Genomic DNA, 18,246 nt, shown 5'->3' on the forward strand with positions numbered 1-18,246 from the left:
ACGCCGTTCGGGCGCAAAAAAACCCGGGCCGGATACCGGACCGGGTTTCAGACCTTATGCACTCGATTTCCGTAGCGCTCAGGCCAGCAGCGCGTTGACCCGCCGGACGTAGGCGGCCGGGTCGTCGGGCAGGCCGCCCTCGGCCAGCAGCGCCTGGTCGAACAGGATGTGCGCCAGGTCGTCGAAATGGGCCGAGCCGTCGAGCTTGCGCACCAGCGGGTGCGACGGGTTGACCTCCAGCGTGGGTTTGGCTTCCGGGGCCTTCTGGCCCGCGGCCTTGAGCATGCGGGCCAGCTGGCTGGAGAGCTCGCCCTCGCCCACCACCAGACAGGCGGCCGAATCCACCAGCCGGGTGGTCACGCGCACGTCGCTGGCCTTGTCCTTGAGGGTTTCCTTGAGCTTGTCGAGCACCGGCTTGAAGCTCTCGGCCGCCTGCTCGGCCGCCTTCTTCTCTTCCTCGTCCTGCAGTTCGCCCAGGTCCACCGCGCCCTTGGCCACGCTCTGCAGCGGCGTGCCGTCGAACTCGGGCAGGAAGGACAGCGCCCACTCGTCGACCCGGTCGGTCATCAGCAGCACCTCGATGCCCTTCTTGCGGAAGAGTTCGAGCTGCGGGCTGTTCCTGGCCGCCGCCAGCGTGTCGGCGGTGATGTAGTAGATGGCCTTCTGGCCGTCTTTCATGCGGGCCTTGTAGTCGGCCAGCGACACGACCACGGCGTCGCTGGTGGTGCTGGCAAAGCGCAGCAGCTTGGCCAGCTTGTCGCGGTTGGAGAAGTCCTCGCCCAGGCCTTCCTTGAGCACGGCGCCGAACTCGGCGTAGAAGGCGGCGTACTTGTCGGCGTCCTTGGACAGGTCGTCCAGCATGGCCAGCACTCGGCGGGTGTTGCCCTCGCGGATCGCCTTGACGTCGCGGCTTTCCTGCAGCAGTTCGCGGCTCACGTTCAGCGGCAGGTCCGCGGAGTCGACCACGCCCTTGACCCAGCGCAGGTAGGCGGGCATGAGGCTCTCGGCCTCGTCCATGATGAAGACACGCCGCACATAGAGCTTGATGCCGGCCTTGCGGTCGCGGTTCCACAGGTCCATCGGCGCCTTGGACGGGATGTAGAGCAGCTGCGTGTACTCGGTGCTGCCCTCGACGCGGTTGTGGCTCCAGGCCAGCGGGTCGGCCTGGTCGTAGCTGATGTTCTTGTAGAACTCGGCGTACTGCTTGTCGCTGATGTCCTTCTTGCTGCGTGCCCACAGGGCGTTGGCCGAGTTCACCGGCTCCCACTCGTCGCGGGTGATGTACTCGCTCTTCTCGGCGTCCCACTCTTCCTTCTGCATCAGGATGGGCAGGCTGATGTGGTCGGAGTACTTGGTGATGAGCGACTTGAGCTTCCAGTGGCTCAGGAACTCGGTCTTGTCCTCGCGGATGTGCAGGGTGATGGTGGTGCCGCGCGCGGCGCGCTCGATGGTCTCGACCTCGAAGTCGCCCGTGCCGCCGCTGGTCCAGCGCACGCCTTCGGCGGCCGGCAGACCGGCGCGGCGCGACTCGACCACGATCCTGTCGGCCACGATGAAGCCCGAATAGAAGCCCACGCCGAACTGGCCGATCAGCTGGGCGTCCTTCTTCTGGTCGCCGCTGAGGTGGCTCATGAAGTCGCGCGTGCCGCTCTTGGCGATGGTGCCCAGGTGTTCGACCGCCTCGGCCTGGCTCATGCCGATGCCGTTGTCGGTGATGGTGATGGTTTTCGCGTCCTTGTCGAAGGCCACCCGCACGTCCAGGTTGGGCGCGTCCTCGAACAGCGCGGCGTTGTTCAGGGCCTCGAAGCGCAGCTTGTCGCAGGCGTCCGAGGCGTTGGAGACCAGCTCGCGCAGGAAGATCTCGGGGTTGGAATACAGCGAATGGGTGACCAGGTGCAGCAGCTGGGCCACCTCGGCCTGGAAGGAGAGGGTCTGTTTGCTCATGTTCTTTGAAAATCGTCAGAAGGTATGAGGGGCCGTGCCACCCGCGCCGGACCGGCCGGGTGGCACTCGCGAGGGCGCAATTATGGGCAGGCCGCGCGATTTCAAGCCGGGGTGTCAAGCCGGCGCGGCCAGCCAGGTCTGCAGCTGGGCCGCCACCTTCGGGCTGGACAGCAGGTCCAGGTGCCCGGTCCGGAACACCGTGCACTGGTGATCGGGCGCCAGCGCCAGCCGCATCGACGGGTCCTCGTGGCGGCCCAGCGCGCTGTCCAGCGGCACCAGGCCGTCGCCGGTGAGGCGCTCGGCCAGCCGGCTGCGTTGCCCGGCCAGCGTGGCCGCCACCGCATAGCAGGCCACGCCCTCGGGCAGCGGCAAGGGCTGGCGGTGGTCGGCGCCCGAGGCAAAGCGGTCGCGGCCCTGCCAGTCGGCATCCTGCACATGGCCGTGGCGCAGGTCGGTGATGCCTGCGCTGCGAAGCTTGCCGAGCCGCGCGAACGGTGCGGTGAAGGCGTTGGAAGCCAGCAGCCAGTCGGCCCCGTGGCCGGCGCGCTCCAGCGGCGCGCCGTGGTGCGGCGTGCCCAGGAAGACCAGTTCGCGCAACAGCTGCGTCCACGACAGGCCCGCCGCCTGGCCCGCCGCCACCGCCGAACGGGCCACCAGCCCGCCCATGCTGTGCCCCACGACCGTGATGCGCGTCGGTGGCGCGGGCCACGCGGCCACCAGTTGTTCCAGCAGCAGCGCCAGCGCGCGCCCGTTGACCGAAATGTGCAGGCCGCTGTTGTAGCGCAGGTAGACGGGCGTGGCGCCCAGCGCCTGTGCCAGGAATTCACCGTGGTCGTGCCCGCTGCGGCGCCATTGCGCGTCGTTCATGCACAGGCCATGAACGAGCAGCAGGATGTGCGGACCGGCGCTGGGCAGCTCTTCTTTCAGCGAACCAGGCGACAACGACAGCGGCACGCCGCCGGCGCGCAGCTCCATGGCCTGCGCCAGCGGATTGCCCAGGGCCTGCAGCCGGTCGCCCAGCACGCCGTTGAGTGCGGCCAGCACCGCCTCGCGCTGCGGCGAGGCCTCGGGGTGGGTCGCCGGGTCGTCCAGCAGCGGCAGCAGCACGCCCAGCGCCGCGTTCGTGCCCCAGCCCGCCAGCCGGGCCACGCCGCGCACGGCCTGGTAGATCTGCCCCGTCAGGCCACCGGTCTGCTCACCCGTCGTGCCACCGGACAGCCCCAGCCGCCGGTGCACCGCCTGGTGCACGCCTTCGGCGATGTTGATCACGCCGTGGGTGCCCTGCACCGCCAGCTGGGCCGCTGCCTGCAAGTCGGTCGGACGCACGTGGCGCAGCAGGGCCTGGCGCAGCGGTCCGGTCGGAGTGGGCTTGGTCATGCGATCGTGGGCGCCGGGCTCAGAACCGTTCGTCTCCGCCCAGGTAGCGCCACTGCCCCACCGGCAGATTGCCGAGCATCACGCGGCCGATGCGGATGCGCTTGAGACCGACCACATGAAGGCCGACCTGCTCGCACATGCGGCGGATCTGGCGCTTCTTGCCTTCCCTGAGCACGAAGCGCAGCTGCTCGGGGTTCTGCCAGTCGACCTGCGCTGGCTTGAGGGGCTGATCGTCGAGGCTCAGGCCGTGGCGCAGCAGGGCCAGGCGCTCGGCCGGGAAGACGGCCTGCACGTCCTGCGTCACCACGCCCGCGCCCTTGGGGCCGTTCGGCGCCCAGTGCACGCGCACCAGGTACTCCTTCTCGACGCCCGAGTCCTCGCCGATCAGCGTGCGCGCGACGCGCCCGTCCTGCGTGAGCACCAGCAGGCCGGTGGAGTCGATGTCCAGCCGGCCGGCCGGCGCCAGCCCGCGCGTGTGCACCGCCTCGAAGCGGCGGCCGCTGCGGTCATCGCGCCAGTGGCTCTGGGGCTTGATGAGCACGGCGGCGCTCTCGTGGCCGTCTTCGGGCAGGCCGCTCACATAGCCCACCGGCTTGTGCAGCAGGATGGTGACCTGCCCGGCCTGCTGGTGGCGCGCCTGCGGCAGCACCTCGACCTGCGCGTCGGGCGGCACCGGCTGGCCCATGACGGCGGGCTGGCCGTTGACCAGCACCCAGCCGCGCGCAATCCATTCGTCGGCCTCGCGGCGCGAGCACAGGCCCAGTTCGGCCATGCGCTTGTTCAGGCGGATCTCGCCACGCACGTTGCCCACGCGGGCCAGGTCGGGCCGGGTGTCGCGCGGCGGGCGGGACGGCCGGGGTGCCTCCGATGGGCGGCGGGGTGCGGTGTCGCCCTGCGGGTTCTGCGCCGCCCAGGCGGCCTCACGCGCCGCACGTTCGGCCTTCACTTCAGAGAGGGGTCGGGCCCGGGCCGGGCCGCGCGGGCGCACGGGTGCGCGCGGGGCCGCCGGCTTCTCGGCCGGGGCTTTGGCCTTAAGCTGCAAGGTCTTGGGTTTGTCGGTCATGCCCCGATGATCCCATGGCCATGCCGGCCCGCTACAGCTCCCCGGACCGCAGCGACGAAAGGTCCAGCACCCGCAAGCCCCCGTACTCCACCCGGATCCAGCCCTTGTCGGCCAGCGCCGTCAGCGCCTCGTTCACCCGCTGGCGCGACAGGCCCACGAGGTAGGCCAGCTCCTGCTGGGTGATGCGCAGCACCCCGCCGACGTTGGGTGAGAGCAGCGGGTGGAACAGCGCCGCCAGGTTGCGCGCCACCCGCAGGTCGGGGCTGGAGATGCGGTCGATCTCGCGCGCGGCGATGAACTGGCCCAGCCGCTCGTTGAGCTGGTTCATCACGAAGCGGTTGAAGCCGATCGAGTGGTCCAGCAGCCAGTGGAAGGTGTCCACAGGCAGGCCGGCCACCCGGCTCCTGCGCAGGGCCTGGATGTTGTAGCGGTAGGCCTCGCGCTTGAGCACCGTGCCCTCGCCGAACCAGCCGCCGGGCGCGACGCCGGTGAAGGTGATCACCGCGCCCTGCGAGTCGTCGTTGCTCATCTTGAGCAGGCCGTCGAGCAGGCCGAACCAGTAGGTCGCCGGCCGCCCGATGCGGCAGATCAGTTCACCCACCTGCACCTCGTTGACCACCAGGGCGTCCAGCGCCCGCTGGCGCTCGGCCGGGGTGAGGCTGTTCAGCCAGGGGATTTCGCCCAGCTCGTCCAGCGACGGCGGGCGGGCGGTGGCGCGCAGTGTCGCGCCGGAGCGCAGAGGGGTGGTGGACGGCATGGCGAGGGCCTCTCACAGGGGACATCGGGGCCGGACGGCAAGGACTCACACCAGCAGCAGTGATGTGACCATCGCCAGCCCGATGCCCGCATACAGCACACGATAGCGCACTTGCAGGCGCCGTACGCTGACATGGGGCAGGCCCTCGCGCAAGGCCTGCCAGGTCCAGAAGGCGTGCACGGGATACGCCAGGGCGACCACCGCGACCAGCGCGTCGGGCACCCTCCCCTGCAGGGCCAGCGCCACCAACAGGGCGTTGGCCAGCGTGAACAGCCCGAAGGCCACCAGGAAGCAGGCACGCCGACCAAAGCAGACGGCGTTGGTCCGGATGCCGTTGCGCGCATCGGCCTCGGCGTCGCGGACTTCCTGCGTCAGGTGCCCGGCACTGAACACCACCGCAAAGAACAGCCCGATCACGGCCCCGCCGGCGTCGATTTCCCGGAACACGGCGTACCCCATCAGGAAGTGCAGCACCCCGGTGACGAAGTGCAGCAGGGAATTGGCCAGCGGCACGCCTTTGACCGACACCTGCGGCAGCGAATACAGGGCGCTCGCCATCATCAGCAGCAGCCCCAGCAGCAGCGGCGTGCGGCCCAGCCAGGCCAGCCCGGCCATGCTGAGCACGAGCGTGAGCAGCACCAGGACACCGATTTCCCGGCGGCTGACCCCGCGCTGCAGGAACACCCGCGACGCCCGGGCAGGGTCCCGGCTGTCGTGCTCGATGCCGGCCCAGTCGTTGAGCAGGAACACATGGGCCACCAGCGCGGCATTGGCCAGCACCAGCAGCACCAGGTTCCACACACGGACGGCGTCCAGCGCTCCGATGGCAAACACCGCACCCAGCACCGGCGCGCCCTGGAGCACCACGATCTCGTCGTACCGGATGCTGGCGAGCAGGGCCCGGCACCGGCGCGTGCCGGTCAAGCGGATGGTCATGGTCAACCCCCGGTGCCCAGGAAGATCCGCAGCCACATCGCGTAGCCGACGTCTTCCGACCAGTACCTGCGGGACACCGAGGCGCTGAGGTCGTTGTGATAGAGCATGGGCGGGTTGTTGCGCACCGCGGCGAACCGGTCGGCGGCCAGGGCCTCCAGCAGCGGCCGCGCTTCATCGGCGGTCGGCCGGTTGGTCGACCCCGGCCCCATCCGGGCGATCAGGCGCGCGGCATCGAGCCAGACCTGCTGCTCCGGGAACTCGGCCCGCACCCTGTCGGCGGGCAGCGCCAGGTCGCAGCCATGCGCCCGCAGGTCGGGCTGGCGCATCACCGGCACCAGCGGCGCCCGGCTGTAGTAGACCCAGAGCCGGTCCTGATCGACGGTGCGGCGCAGCGCCTGGCACAGTTCGCGGGCCGCGGGCGGGTCGTCCTGCGCCAGCCACATCAGCACGTGCATCTGGATGCCGATGTCCGCGGGGTTCGGGTCGGCGCCGGGGTTGAGGCACTGGTAGCCGCTTTCAGGCGACAGCCAGGTGCGGTAGAGGCCCTCTGCGGTGCGGTAGGCCTGAACGCCCGCCAGCGCCCGGGGACGCAGCGAGTGGCCGCCCGGCGCGATGCGCCAGACCAGCGCGGTGTCGTCGGCATCGGGCGTGATGGTGCACATGCCGGTCTCGCTCGTGGCCCGCCCGCCGGGTCTGCCGTGATAGCGCACCAGGCCACCGGGCTCGATCTGGTCGTTCAGATGCGCACGCGCCCGGTCCAGACCGGCCGACAGGCCCTCGGGGGTGCCCTCGGCCGCCAGCAGATCGACCATCAGGGCGGTGAGGTAGGTGTTCATTTCCTCCACCGGCCGCTCGTAGGTGGTGCCCCAGGTGTGCGCCGTGAACCAGTAGCCGTCGCCCTGCTGCCGGCGGTTGATCAGCCCCACCGCCAGGCGCGCACTGCGGGCGAGCCCGTCCTCGCCCGCCACGGGCCTCTCCATTGAAGCGGCGGGCGCCGCTGCCGGTTCGACGCGGATCGCCCGCAGCCCCACCACCAGCCCCCGCGGATCGCCGTTGGGCAGGGGCACGACCGTCGCACGGTCCAGTGCCAGCAGGCTCAGGAGATTGCGCCCGGCGTGCAGGCGGACACGGACCACGGCCGATGTCACGCCCTCGAAGCGGCGCTCGCCGCCCACCGGCAGGTCGTTGTGGAGCAGCATGAACCGCCGCCCCGGGACGGTCATGCCGGGGCCGGGCTCCATGTCGAACCGGAGGTCGACCTCCAGCGCCCGCCGGGACCAGAGGGCAAAACCGATCCCCTGGGCATACCCTTGTCCCAGCCACAGGAAGCCGCGCTCGTCGCCGCCGAGGTCGTTGACGGGCCAGGGGGTCTGCAGGGCCGATTCGTCCACCCCCACCTGCTCCTGCAACGCGCCCGAAACACCGATCAGGGGCGCCTCGGCCGGGGCCTCGAAGCTGCGCAAGGGTGCGTCGTTGCCTCCGGCGGCGCCGGTCACCTCGTACAGCCGTTGGCCAGCCGATCGCAGCAAGACCGGCTTCAGATCTTCCTGGGCATTGAGCCAGCGCACCATCCCGCGCGTGTCGACCGGGGGAAACCAGCGGAACAGCGCGCGTGCATCGTCCTGGATCAGCACATGGGTCACCCGCTCCGAAACGATCAGGCGGCGCATCCGCTCCTCGTCAAACGGCGCCGTTCCCCAGGGGACCACGGCGTTCGAATACCCGGTGCCAGGCGAGAACAGCGGGTAGTCGCGCACATCCTGGTGGCCCACCAGCAGCACCCGCGAACCCGGCGGCATGGCCGAACGCAGCACCTCGTTGAAGGGCTCGTTGACGTCGATGCCTGGCAGCGGATCGGTCATTGCCTGGCGCACCTCCTTTGCGAGACTCCGGACCGGCGGGTACACCGCATACACCAGCAGCAGGGCCAGCAGCCCCTGGACCAGGCGCCTGCGGGCCAGGCCGGCGGTCAGGCGCGGTGCGACCAGCGCAAGCCCCAGCGGCAGCGCCAGGGCAAAAGGGCCGCAGAGAAACCGCGCGGGCACCTCGGAGTGGGCCATCCAGCGCGCGCCGAACAGCACCGCCCCCAGCAACGGAATGGCCAGCAGCGCCAGCGCGGCCACCCCGTCGAGCCGTCGGCGCGTCCTCGGGTATCCGGCCAGCCGCCAGGCGGCGACGCCCAGCACCGGCAGCCACAGCAGCCCCCACAACGAAAACCGTGTGGCCTGCTCGGGCAGGGCGTACACGTACCGCCCCGGCCATGGACCCTCCGCCTCACCCGCCAGAGGCTGCCCGGCTCCGACCGCCGAAATGAGCCGGTTGGCGGTGGCGCTGAAGCCGGCCCGAACCTCGGGCGACCCCGGCGGCGCGGCCGGCAACTCCAGCAGCAAGGACACGAACCGGATGGCATGGGTGTAGGCCACCTGCGGCGTGGTTTCGGCCTGCACCACCCGACGCACCTCCGGGGGCCCCATGGGGTGGTGGTAGCGGACCGTGTTGAAGGCCAGGGGAATGAGCAGGGTGCTCAGCACCCCCGCCCCCAGCAGGCCTGCACCGAAGGCCTTGAGCCGCGCCCCGACGCCGGCCGCCCCGGGGGCCCACCACAGGATCAGCAGCAGGCCAGGCAGCAGCGCCGCAGGAAACGACCGCACGTTGGTGCTCAGCGCGACAAACACCCCGAGGAAGAAACAGCGCAGTCCCGGCCTGTCTGCCCCGTCGCAAAGCGTCACCGCCCAGTAGGCCAGGCCCAGCAGCGAGAGCACCGACCAGACCTCCGGCTTCAAACCCGAAGCGCTGGAAACGATCAGTGGCGTCGAGACCAGGATCAGCACCCCGGCCAGCGCGGCCGTCTGCCCCAACCGGAATGCCCGCAGCAGCAGGTACTGCCCGATGGCCGCCAGCGGCAACGCCAGACCGAACACCAGCCGCCCGGCGACCTCGGACTTGGTCAGCAGCACCGGCCACAGGAAGAACAGCTCGCTGCCGAAGGGCACCAGGTTCTGCCGGATGTTGTGGGTCTCGAAGGGGAATACCGTCGCGTGCTGGATCCAGTAGAGGACCCGCGAGGCGTGGTACATCCGGTCATCGAAGTGGTACAGCGGTTCCAGCGCCTGCCGCACCAGCACCAGCAGGAGCACACCGACGATGGCGCACAGCAGCAGCAGGCCCCAGGCCGTGAGTCCTTTGAAACTGGTGACCAGGGCGGCCCGCAGCCCCGTCCCGCCCGACAGCGACCCAGCCACGCCGCCCCGGCGCCAGCCGCCGGTGAGCGGAGCAGTGGCCGCCGCCATGAGCACCTGGAGCACGAGCCAGCCCGCGGGGGTCAGCTGGTGCGCCAGCGAGGTCAGACCGGTGATCGCACCGACCTGCAGCAGGGCGGTGCCGACGAAGATCCAGTAGCGGTCGGCTGGCGCATCGGAGAGGTGGCGGGCCCAGCGCAGGGACACCCAGGCCAGCAGGAGCAGGGAAACAGCAAAAGACATGAAGCAGGCAAGGTCAGGCGGCCGGTTCGCGTGGCGCAGCGCCGTGTTGATTCACTCCCTGGATTCCATTGCCACGGCCACTGCAGCGACCACGCCGCACCAGAACGCCCAGACTGGCGGGCACCTGACAAACATCGGCGCACCGTGCCGGATTTTCCTAGGGAAAGTCCTAGCAGGGTTGACCCCTCAATTGTCGTCGCACCGACAACATGACGTCAAACATCGGCCTACTATCCGCCCCATTGAATCAGGCGGTCACCGTCTTCCTGCCCGCTCGGCGGAAGACCCAAGGAGTCAAGCACATGCAAACCACCTTCCCCCGGCTGCTGCTGGACCACGCGACCCGGCGCCCCGACGCGCCGGCCATGCGAGAGAAGGAATACGGCATCTGGCAGACCACCAGTTGGTCGGGCATGGCCCGGCTGGTCGAGGCCATCGCCTGCGGCCTGCACCAGGCCGGCCTGACCCGCGGCGAGCACCTGGTGGTGATCGGCGCCAACCGCCCCCGCCTCTACGCCACCATGCTGGCCGCCCAGTCGCTGGGAGCGATCCCGGTGCCGCTGTACCAGGACGCCGTGGCCAACGAGTGCGTGTTTCCGATCAACAACGCCGAGGTGCGCTTCGCGGTGGTGGAGGACCAGGAGCAGGTCGACAAGATGCTGGAAATCCAGCCCCAGTGCCCGCAGCTCGCGCACATCTTCTACGACGACCCGCGCGGCCTGCGCAAATACGACCAGCCCGGCCTGGGCGGGCTGGAAGAGCTGGTCGGCGCGGGCCAGGCCTTTGCCAAGGCACACCCCGGCTTCTTCCGCGAGGAGGTCGAGAAGGCGCAGCCTGGCGACGTCGCCGCCATGTTCTTCACCTCGGGCACCACCGGCAACCCCAAGGGCGTGGTCCACACCCACAGCACCCTGATCGACCGCGCGGCCGTCGGCGCGCGCTTTGACAAGCTGACCGAAAAAGACGAGGTGCTGGCCTACCTGCCACCGGCCTGGATCGGGCAGAACATCTTCAGCTACGCCCAGTGGCTGGTGGCCGGCTACGTGGTGAACTGCCCCGAGTCGGGCGCCACGGTGACCATCGACCTCAAGGAAGTCGGCCCCACCTACTACTTCGCCCCTCCGCGCGTGTTCGAAGGCCTGCTCACCACGGTGATGATCCGCATGGAAGACGCGGGTGCGCTCAAGCGCAAGATGTTCCACGCCTTCATGGACGTGGCGCGCCGCGTCGGCCCCCCCAAGATGGACGGCAAGTCCGTGGGCTTCATGGACAACCTGAAGTACGCGCTGGGCAACCTGTTCGTCTACGGCCCGCTGCGCAACAGCCTGGGCATGAGCCGGGTGCGCGTGGCCTACACCGCGGGCGAGGCCATCGGCCCCGACCTGTTCAGCTTCTACCGCAGCATCGGCATCAACCTCAAGCAGCTCTACGGCTCCACCGAAACCGCCGTGTTCGTCTGCCTGCAGCCCGACCACGAGGCGCGCGCCGACACCGTGGGCGTGCCCTGTGAGGGCGTGGAGATCAAGCTCAGCGAGACCGGCGAGATCCTGGTGAAGTCGCCCGGCCTGCTCAAGGAGTACTACAAGAACCCCAAGGCCACCGAAGAGGTGCTGACCGCCGACGGCTGGTACCACACCAGCGACGCCGGCTTCATCGACGCCTCGGGCCACCTCAAGATCATCGACCGCGTGAAAGACGTGGGCCGCATCAAGGGCGGCGCCAACGACGGCGCCATGTTCGCGCCCAAGTACGTCGAGAACAAGCTCAAGTTCTTCTCGCAGATCAAGGAGGTGGTGGCCTACGGCGACCAGCGCGAGAAGGTCTGCGTGATGGTCAACATCGACTTCGAGGCCGTGGGCAACTGGGCCGAGCGCCGCAACCTGCCCTACGCCGGCTACACCGACCTGGCGCAGAAGCCCGAGGTCTATGAGCTAATCCGCGAGTGCGTGGAGAAGGTCAACGCCGACCTCAGCCGCGACACCCTGCTGGCTGGCAGCCAGATCAGCCGCTTCCTGGTGCTGCACAAGGAACTGGACGCCGACGACGGCGAACTCACCCGCACCAACAAGGTCCGCCGCGGCTTCATCGCCGAGAAGTACAGCGTGCTCGTGGACGCGCTCTACGGCGGCAAGGCCGAGCAGTACATCGAAACCCAGGTCAAGTTCGAGGACGGTCGCACCGGCAGCGTGAGCGCCACGCTGAAGATCAGCGACGCCAAGACGTTTGCACCCGTGAAAGCCGCAGCATGAGCCAGAAAACAATCGGCGACGTCATCCTCGACGTCCAGAACATCAGCCTGCGCTTCGGTGGCGTCAAGGCGCTCACCGACATCTCGTTCAACGTCAGGGAGCACGAGATCCGCGCCATCATCGGCCCCAACGGCGCGGGCAAGAGCTCCATGCTCAACTGCATCAACGGCGTCTACCAGCCGCAGGAAGGCCAGATCACCTTCCGCGGCCAGCACTTCAAGCACATGAACAGCCGCCAGGTGGCGGAGATGGGCATCGCGCGCACCTTCCAGAACCTGGCGCTGTTCAAGGGCATGAGCGTGATCGACAACATCATGACCGGCCGCAACCTGCGCATGAAGAGCAACCTGTTCCTGCAGGCGCTGCGCATCGGTCCGGCCCAGCGCGAAGAGGAGCAGCACCGCGAGTTCGTCGAGCACATCATCGACTTCCTCGAAATCCAGGCCTTCCGCAAGACCCCCGTGGGCCAGTTGCCCTACGGCCTGCAGAAGCGCGTGGACCTGGGCCGCGCCCTGGCGATGGAGCCGCAGGTGCTGCTGCTGGACGAACCCATGGCCGGCATGAACCTGGAAGAGAAGCAGGACATGAGCCGCTTCATCCTCGACGTGAACGACGAGTTCGGCACCACCATCGTGCTGATCGAGCACGACATGGGCGTGGTGATGGACATCAGCGACCGCGTGGTGGTGCTGGACTACGGCAAGAAGATTGGCGACGGCACCCCGGACGAGGTGCGCAACAACGAAGAAGTCATCAGCGCGTACCTCGGTACCTCGCACTGAACACGGAGAGACACCATGGGATTCTTTCTTGAGACACTGCTCGGCGGCCTGATGGCCGGCATGCTGTATTCGCTGGTGGCGCTGGGCTTCGTGCTCATCTTCAAGGCCTCGGGCGTCTTCAACTTCGCGCAGGGCGCGATGGTGCTGTTCGCCGCGCTGGCCATGGCCCGCTTCTCCCAGTGGATTCCGCAGTGGCTGGGCATCGAAAGCAAGCTGCTGGGCAATGTGCTGGCCTTCATCGTGGCGGCCGGCTGCATGTTCATCCTGGCCTGGCTGATCGAACGCCTGGTGCTGCGCCACCTGGTCAACCAGGAAGGCGTGACGCTGCTGATGGCCACGCTGGGCATCACCTACTTCCTCGATGGCCTGGGCCAGACCATCTTCGGCTCGGACATCTACCCGATCGACGTCGGCATGCCCAAGGATCCGGTGTTCCTGTTCGAGAACGTGTTCGAGGGCGGCGTGCTGGTGAACCAGGAGGACATCATCGCGGCCGTCATCGCGGCCTGCCTGGTCGCCGCGCTGTCGCTGTTCTTCCAGAAGACCAGCACCGGCCGCGCGCTGCGTGCGGTGGCCGACGACCACCAGGCGGCGCAGTCCATCGGCATCCCGCTCAATCGCATCTGGGTCATCGTCTGGTGCGTGGCCGGCATCACCGCCCTGGTGGCCGGCGTGATCTGGGGCTCCAAGCTGGGCGTTCAGTTCTCGCTCACCACCGTCGCCCTGCGCGCGCTGCCCGTGATCATCCTGGGCGGCCTGACCTCGGTGCCCGGCGCCATCATCGGCGGCCTGATCATCGGCGTGGGCGAGAAGCTCTCGGAGGTCTACCTCGGCCCCATGGTCGGCGGCGGCATCGAGATCTGGTTTGCCTATGTGCTGGCGCTGGTGTTCCTGCTGTTCAGGCCCCAGGGCCTGTTCGGCGAAAAGATCATCGACCGCGTGTAAGGAGACAAGAACATGTTCTATCGCGAAAACGGCCAGTTCAAGACCTCCTACCGCGCCGACCAGCAGATCTTCCCGATTGCGCAGGACCGCTGGGCCATCCTCGCCCTCATCGCGTTCGCCTTCGTCGGCGTGCCGATGCTGGCCGACGAATACCTGTTCCGCGCCATCTTCATCCCGTTCCTGATCCTGTCGCTGGCCGCCCTGGGCGTGAACATCCTGGTGGGGTATTGCGGCCAGATCTCGCTGGGGTCGGGGGCCTTCATGGCCGTGGGCGCCTACATGGCCTACAACACCTACATCCGCATCGAAGGCATGCCACTGATCCTGGCGCTGCTGTCCGGCGGCTTCTTCGCCACGCTGGTGGGCATCTTCTTCGGCTTCCCCAGCCTGCGCGTCAAGGGGCTGTACCTGGCGGTGGCCACGCTGGCGGCGCAGTTCTTCTGCGACTGGGCCTTCCTGCGCGTGGGCTGGTTCACCAACAACAACGCGTCCGGGTCGGTGTCGGTGTCGAACCTGCAGGTGCTGGGCATGCCCATCGAGACCCCGTTGCAGAAGTACCTGTTCTGCCTGGCCTTCCTGGTGGTGTTTGCCCTGCTGGCCAAGAACCTGGTGCGCAGCTCGATCGGCCGCGAATGGATGGCCATCCGCGACATGGACGTGGCCGCCGCTGTGATCGGCATTCGCCCCAAGTACGCCAAGCTGTCGGCCTTCGCGGTGAGCTCCTTCATCGTCGGCGTGGCTGGCGCGCTCTGGGGCTTCGTGCACCTCGGGTCCTGGGAACCGGCGGCCTTCTCGATCGACCGCTCTTTCCAGCTGCTGTTCATGGTGATCATCGGCGGCATGGGGTCGATCATGGGCAGCTTTTTCGGCGCCGCCTTCATCGTGCTGCTGCCGATCTTCATCGAACGCATCAGCCTGCTGGTCGGCCTCTCGACCGCAGCCGCCGCCCACATGACCTTCATGGTGTTCGGCGCGCTCATCGTCTGGTTCCTGATCGTGGAACCCCACGGCCTGGCCAAGCTGTGGAGCATTGGCAAGCAGAAGCTTCGCCTCTGGCCTTTCCCCCATTGATTGCCTGTTGAACGTCAGTTTTTGTGTGAGCCCGACCTGTCCTTAAGGAGACAAAGCGATGAAAGTACGTAACCTGGTTCTCTCCGTGTCGCTGGCCTGTGCCGCCCTCTCGGGCGCGGTGGTCCCGACGGCTGCCATGGCCCAGGCCAAGGAGCAGTTCTTCCCGGTGCTGGTCTACCGCACCGGTGCCTACGCCCCCAACGGGGTGCCATGGGCCAACGGCTATGTGGACTACCTCAAGCTGGTCAATGCCCGCGGTGGCATCAACGGCGTGAAGCTCAGCTTCGAAGAGTGCGAGACCGGCTATGCCACCGACAAGAGCGTGGAGTGCTATGAGCGCCTGAAAGGCAAAGGCGCCACCGTGTTCCAGCCCCTGTCCACCGGCGCCACCTTTGCCCTGACCGAGAAGGCACCGATCGACAAGATCCCGCTGATCACGGCTGGCTATGGCCGCAGTGAATCGGCCGATGGCGGTGTGTTCAAGTGGAACTTCCCGCTGGCCGGCACCTACTGGGTGGCCGCAGACGCCATCATCCAGCAGCTGGGCAAGAAGGAAGGTGGCCTCGCCAGCCTCAAAGGCAAGAAGATCGCGCTGGTCTACCACGACAGCCCCTTCGGCAAGGAACCCATTCCGCTGCTGCAGGAACGCGCTTCGCAACTGGGCTTCCAGCTGAGCCTGCTGCCCGTGACCGCCCCTGGCGTCGAGCAGAAGGCCACCTGGCTGCAGGTGCGCCAGCAGCGCCCCGACTACGTGGTGCTGTGGGGCTGGGGCGTGATGAACTCCACCGCGCTGAAGGAAGCCCAGGCCACCGGCTACCCGCGCGAGAAGATGTACGGCGTGTGGTGGGCAGGTGCCGAGCCGGACGTCAAGGACGTCGGCCAGGGCGCCAAGGGCTACAACGCCGTCACGATGCAGCACGGCACGGAAAAGGGCGCCGATGTGGTCAAGGAAATCCTGTCCAAACTGCACGACAAGGGCCAGGGCACCGGACCGAAGGAAGAAGTGGGCGACGTGCTCTACATGCGCGGTCTGATGAGCGCCATGTTTGCAGTCGAAGGCGTGCGCCAGGCTCAGGAAAAGTACGGAAAGGGCAAGGTCGTGACCGCCGAGCAGGCCCGCTGGGGTTACGAGAACCTCAACCTGACACAGGCCAAGCTCGACGCCCTGGGTTTCAAGGGCGTGATGCGCCCGGTGTCCACCAGCTGCCAGGACCACATGGGCGCGAACTGGGCCCGCGTGCACACCTGGGACGGCAGCAAGTGGCAATTCACCAGCGACTGGCTGCAGGCCGATGAACAGATCATCAAGCCAATGGTCAAAGCCGCCGCCGACAAGTACGCCGCCGAGAAGAAGCTGACCCGTCGCGCCGCGTCGGACTGCGGAAGCTGATCGGTATCACCCCTGGTCGCTGGTTCGCCAGCGACCATCTGCAAGGCCGGTGCGCCGAGCCTTGCAAATGGTCCAGAAGGAAACACCATGAGCACCAATCCCAACATCGTTCTCAACGTCAACGGCATCGAGGTCATCTACAACCACGTGATCCTCGTGCTCAAGGGCGTTTCCCTGAACGTGCCCGAAGGCAAGATCGCGGCCATCCTGGGCGGCAACGGCGCGGGCAAGACGACCACGCTGCGCGCCATCTCCAACCTGCTCAAGGGCGAGCGTGGCGAGGTCACCAAGGGCAGCATCGAGCTGCGCGGCGAGCGCATCGAGAACCTGTCGCCCGCCGACCTGGTCAACCGCGGCGTGGTGCAGGTGATGGAGGGGCGCCACTGCTTCGCGCACCTGACCATCGAGGAAAATCTGATGACGGGGTCCTACACGCGCACCGACAAGGCCGAGGTCGCGCGCAACCTGGAGAAGGTCTACAACTACTTCCCGCGCCTCAAAACGCGCCGCACCTCGCAGGCGGCCTACACGTCTGGTGGCGAGCAGCAGATGTGCGCCATCGGCCGCGCGCTCATGGCCAACCCCAGCGTGGTGCTGCTGGACGAGCCCTCGATGGGCCTGGCACCGCAGATCGTGGAGGAGGTGTTCGAGATCGTGAAGGACCTCAACACCAAGGAGAAGGTCACCTTCCTGATCGCCGAACAGAACACCAACATGGCCCTGAAGTACGCCGACTACGGCTACATCATGGAAAGCGGTCGCATCGTGATGGACGGCGCCGCCAGCGACCTGCGCAACAACGAGGACGTCAAGGAGTTCTACCTGGGCATGGGCGGCGGTGAGCGCAAGTCGTTCAAGGACGTCAAGAGCTACAAGCGCCGCAAGCGCTGGCTGGCCTGATCCCGCATCCCATCAACCCGAGGCTTCCTACACCATGAGCGAACACTTCGACGCCCTGGAAACCCGCTCCCCTGCCGAGCGCGAGGCGGCGCAGATGGCCGCGCTGCCGGGGCAGCTGGCCCACGCCAAACAGAACAGCGCGGCATTTGCCGACATCTTGCGCGACATCGACGTGTCGGGCATCAACAACCGCACCGCCCTGACGCGCATCCCGGTCACGCGCAAGAGCGAGCTGCTGGAGCGCCAGAAGGCCAAGCGGCAGCACGACGCCTTCGGCGGTTTCTCGGCCCTGGTGCGCGGCCCGGCCATGTCGCGCATCTTCGCCAGCCCGGGTCCCATCTACGAACCCGAGGGCGCGGGCAAAGACTACTGGCGCGCCGGCCGCGCGCTGTTCGCCGCAGGCTTCCGCGCCGGCGACCTGGTGCACAACAGCTTCAGCTACCACATGACCCCGGGCGCCTTCATCCTGGAATCGGGCGCACATGCGGTCGGCTGCACCGTGTTCCCCGGCGGCGTCGGGCAGACCGAGCAACAGCTCGAAGCCATGGTCGACCTCAAGCCCAATGCCTACACCGGCACGCCCAGCTTCCTGCGCATCCTGCTGGAGAAGGCGGCCGAATCCGGCATAGCCCTGCCCAGCCTGACCAAGGCATCGGTCGGTGGCGAGGCCTGCCCACCCAGCCTGACGGCCTGGTTCAAGGAGCGCGGCGTCGACGTCTACCAGACCTACGCCACCGCCGACCTGGGCCTGGTGGCCTACGAGACGCCCTCGCGCGAAGGGCTGGTGCTGGACGAGAGCGTGATCGTCGAGATCGTGCGCCCCGGCACCGGCACACCGGTGGACGAAGGCGAGGTGGGCGAACTGGTGGTGACCACGCTCAACACCGCCTACCCGCTGGTCCGCTTCGGCACTGGCGACCTCTCGGCCATCCTGCCGGGCCAGTGCCCCACCGGCCGCACCGCACCACGCATCAAAGGATGGATGGGCCGCGCCGACCAGACCACCAAGATCAAGGGCATGTTCGTACACCCCTCGCAGGTGGCCGAAATCACCCGTCGCTTCCCCGAGGTGAAGAAGGCCCGGCTGGTGGTGAGCGGCGAGATGGCCAGTGATGCCATGTGCCTCCAGGTGGAAGCCACCGAAGTCGGCGACGGCCTTCGCGAGCGCATCGAGACCGCAATCCGGGAGGTGACCAAGCTGCGCGGCGACGTGCAGGTGGTGCGCCCCGGCAGCCTGCCCAACGACGGCAAGGTGATCGAAGACGCACGCAGCTACAAGTGAGCGCAGGCGCCTCAGTCAAAGGGTTTCCACCGAGGCCTGGCTAAGTAATTTCCGCCATGACCGGCGCT

The 18,246-nt window shown here is 68.0% G+C and carries 13 protein-coding genes; 7 read left to right on the forward strand and 6 right to left on the reverse strand.

All coding sequences use genetic code 11. From position 1 onward, the window contains the following. Nucleotides 1-78: 78 nt before the first annotated feature. From htpG to DD542_RS07480, 6 genes are all read right to left on the reverse strand, one after another. The gene (gene htpG / locus DD542_RS07455; protein WP_127804803.1) at nt 79-1,944 is read right to left on the reverse strand and encodes a molecular chaperone HtpG; all 1,866 of its coding nucleotides are present in this window, start codon (nt 1,942-1,944) and stop codon (nt 79-81) included. Nucleotides 1,945-2,058: 114 nt separating this feature from the next. Next, nucleotides 2,059-3,321, reverse strand: coding sequence for an alpha/beta hydrolase (locus DD542_RS07460; RefSeq protein WP_127804805.1), 1,263 nt, complete (start codon nt 3,319-3,321; stop codon nt 2,059-2,061). A gap of 19 nt (nt 3,322-3,340) precedes the next feature. After that, nucleotides 3,341-4,384: a pseudouridine synthase gene (locus DD542_RS07465; RefSeq protein WP_084397179.1), complete on the reverse strand. Its 1,044-nt coding sequence runs from the start codon at nt 4,382-4,384 to the stop codon at nt 3,341-3,343. 31 nt (nt 4,385-4,415) lie between these two features. After that, entirely contained in the window at nt 4,416-5,141 is a 726-nt protein-coding gene (locus tag DD542_RS07470; protein WP_066153891.1) for a Crp/Fnr family transcriptional regulator, read from the reverse strand. Nucleotides 5,142-5,186: 45 nt separating this feature from the next. Next, nucleotides 5,187-6,077 carry a UbiA family prenyltransferase gene (locus tag DD542_RS07475; RefSeq protein WP_127804807.1) on the reverse strand — a complete coding sequence of 297 codons (891 nt, stop codon included), beginning with the start codon at nt 6,075-6,077 and terminating at the stop codon, nt 5,187-5,189. 2 nt (nt 6,078-6,079) lie between these two features. Further along, a complete protein-coding gene (locus tag DD542_RS07480) occupies nt 6,080-9,559 on the reverse strand; it encodes a hypothetical protein (protein WP_127804809.1) in 3,480 nt (1,159 codons plus the stop codon). Nucleotides 9,560-9,861: 302 nt separating this feature from the next. Here DD542_RS07480 and DD542_RS07485 point away from each other — a divergent pair, with 302 nt between their 5' ends. The 7 genes from DD542_RS07485 (at nt 9,862) to DD542_RS07515 (ending at nt 18,178) form a co-directional block, all read left to right on the forward strand. Next, nucleotides 9,862-11,808, forward strand: a complete 1,947-nt coding sequence (locus DD542_RS07485) for an AMP-binding protein (protein ID WP_127804811.1) — start codon at nt 9,862-9,864, stop codon at nt 11,806-11,808. Next, nucleotides 11,805-12,590, forward strand: a complete 786-nt coding sequence (locus DD542_RS07490; protein WP_127804813.1) for an ABC transporter ATP-binding protein — start codon at nt 11,805-11,807, stop codon at nt 12,588-12,590. Before DD542_RS07485 ends, DD542_RS07490 begins: the two co-directional genes overlap by 4 nt. Before the next feature lie 15 nt (nt 12,591-12,605). Then, nucleotides 12,606-13,535 (forward strand): branched-chain amino acid ABC transporter permease, encoded by a 930-nt coding sequence (locus tag DD542_RS07495; RefSeq protein WP_127804815.1) that lies wholly within the window; start codon nt 12,606-12,608, stop codon nt 13,533-13,535. 12 nt (nt 13,536-13,547) lie between these two features. Next, nucleotides 13,548-14,606: a branched-chain amino acid ABC transporter permease gene (locus tag DD542_RS07500; protein WP_066153911.1), complete on the forward strand. Its 1,059-nt coding sequence runs from the start codon at nt 13,548-13,550 to the stop codon at nt 14,604-14,606. A gap of 58 nt (nt 14,607-14,664) precedes the next feature. Further along, a complete protein-coding gene (locus tag DD542_RS07505; protein WP_066153915.1) occupies nt 14,665-15,996 on the forward strand; it encodes an ABC transporter substrate-binding protein in 1,332 nt (443 codons plus the stop codon). Between the two features lie 87 nt (nt 15,997-16,083). Next, a complete protein-coding gene (locus DD542_RS07510; protein WP_127804817.1) occupies nt 16,084-16,896 on the forward strand; it encodes an ABC transporter ATP-binding protein in 813 nt (270 codons plus the stop codon). A 34-nt stretch (nt 16,897-16,930) separates the two neighbouring features. Further along, the gene (locus DD542_RS07515; RefSeq protein WP_127804819.1) at nt 16,931-18,178 is read left to right on the forward strand and encodes an AMP-binding protein; all 1,248 of its coding nucleotides are present in this window, start codon (nt 16,931-16,933) and stop codon (nt 18,176-18,178) included. The last annotated feature ends 68 nt before the right edge of the window (nt 18,179-18,246 follow it).

It is taken from the genome of Hydrogenophaga sp. NH-16 (assembly GCF_004006415.1).
Lineage (GTDB): Bacteria > Pseudomonadota > Gammaproteobacteria > Burkholderiales > Burkholderiaceae_C > Hydrogenophaga > Hydrogenophaga pseudoflava.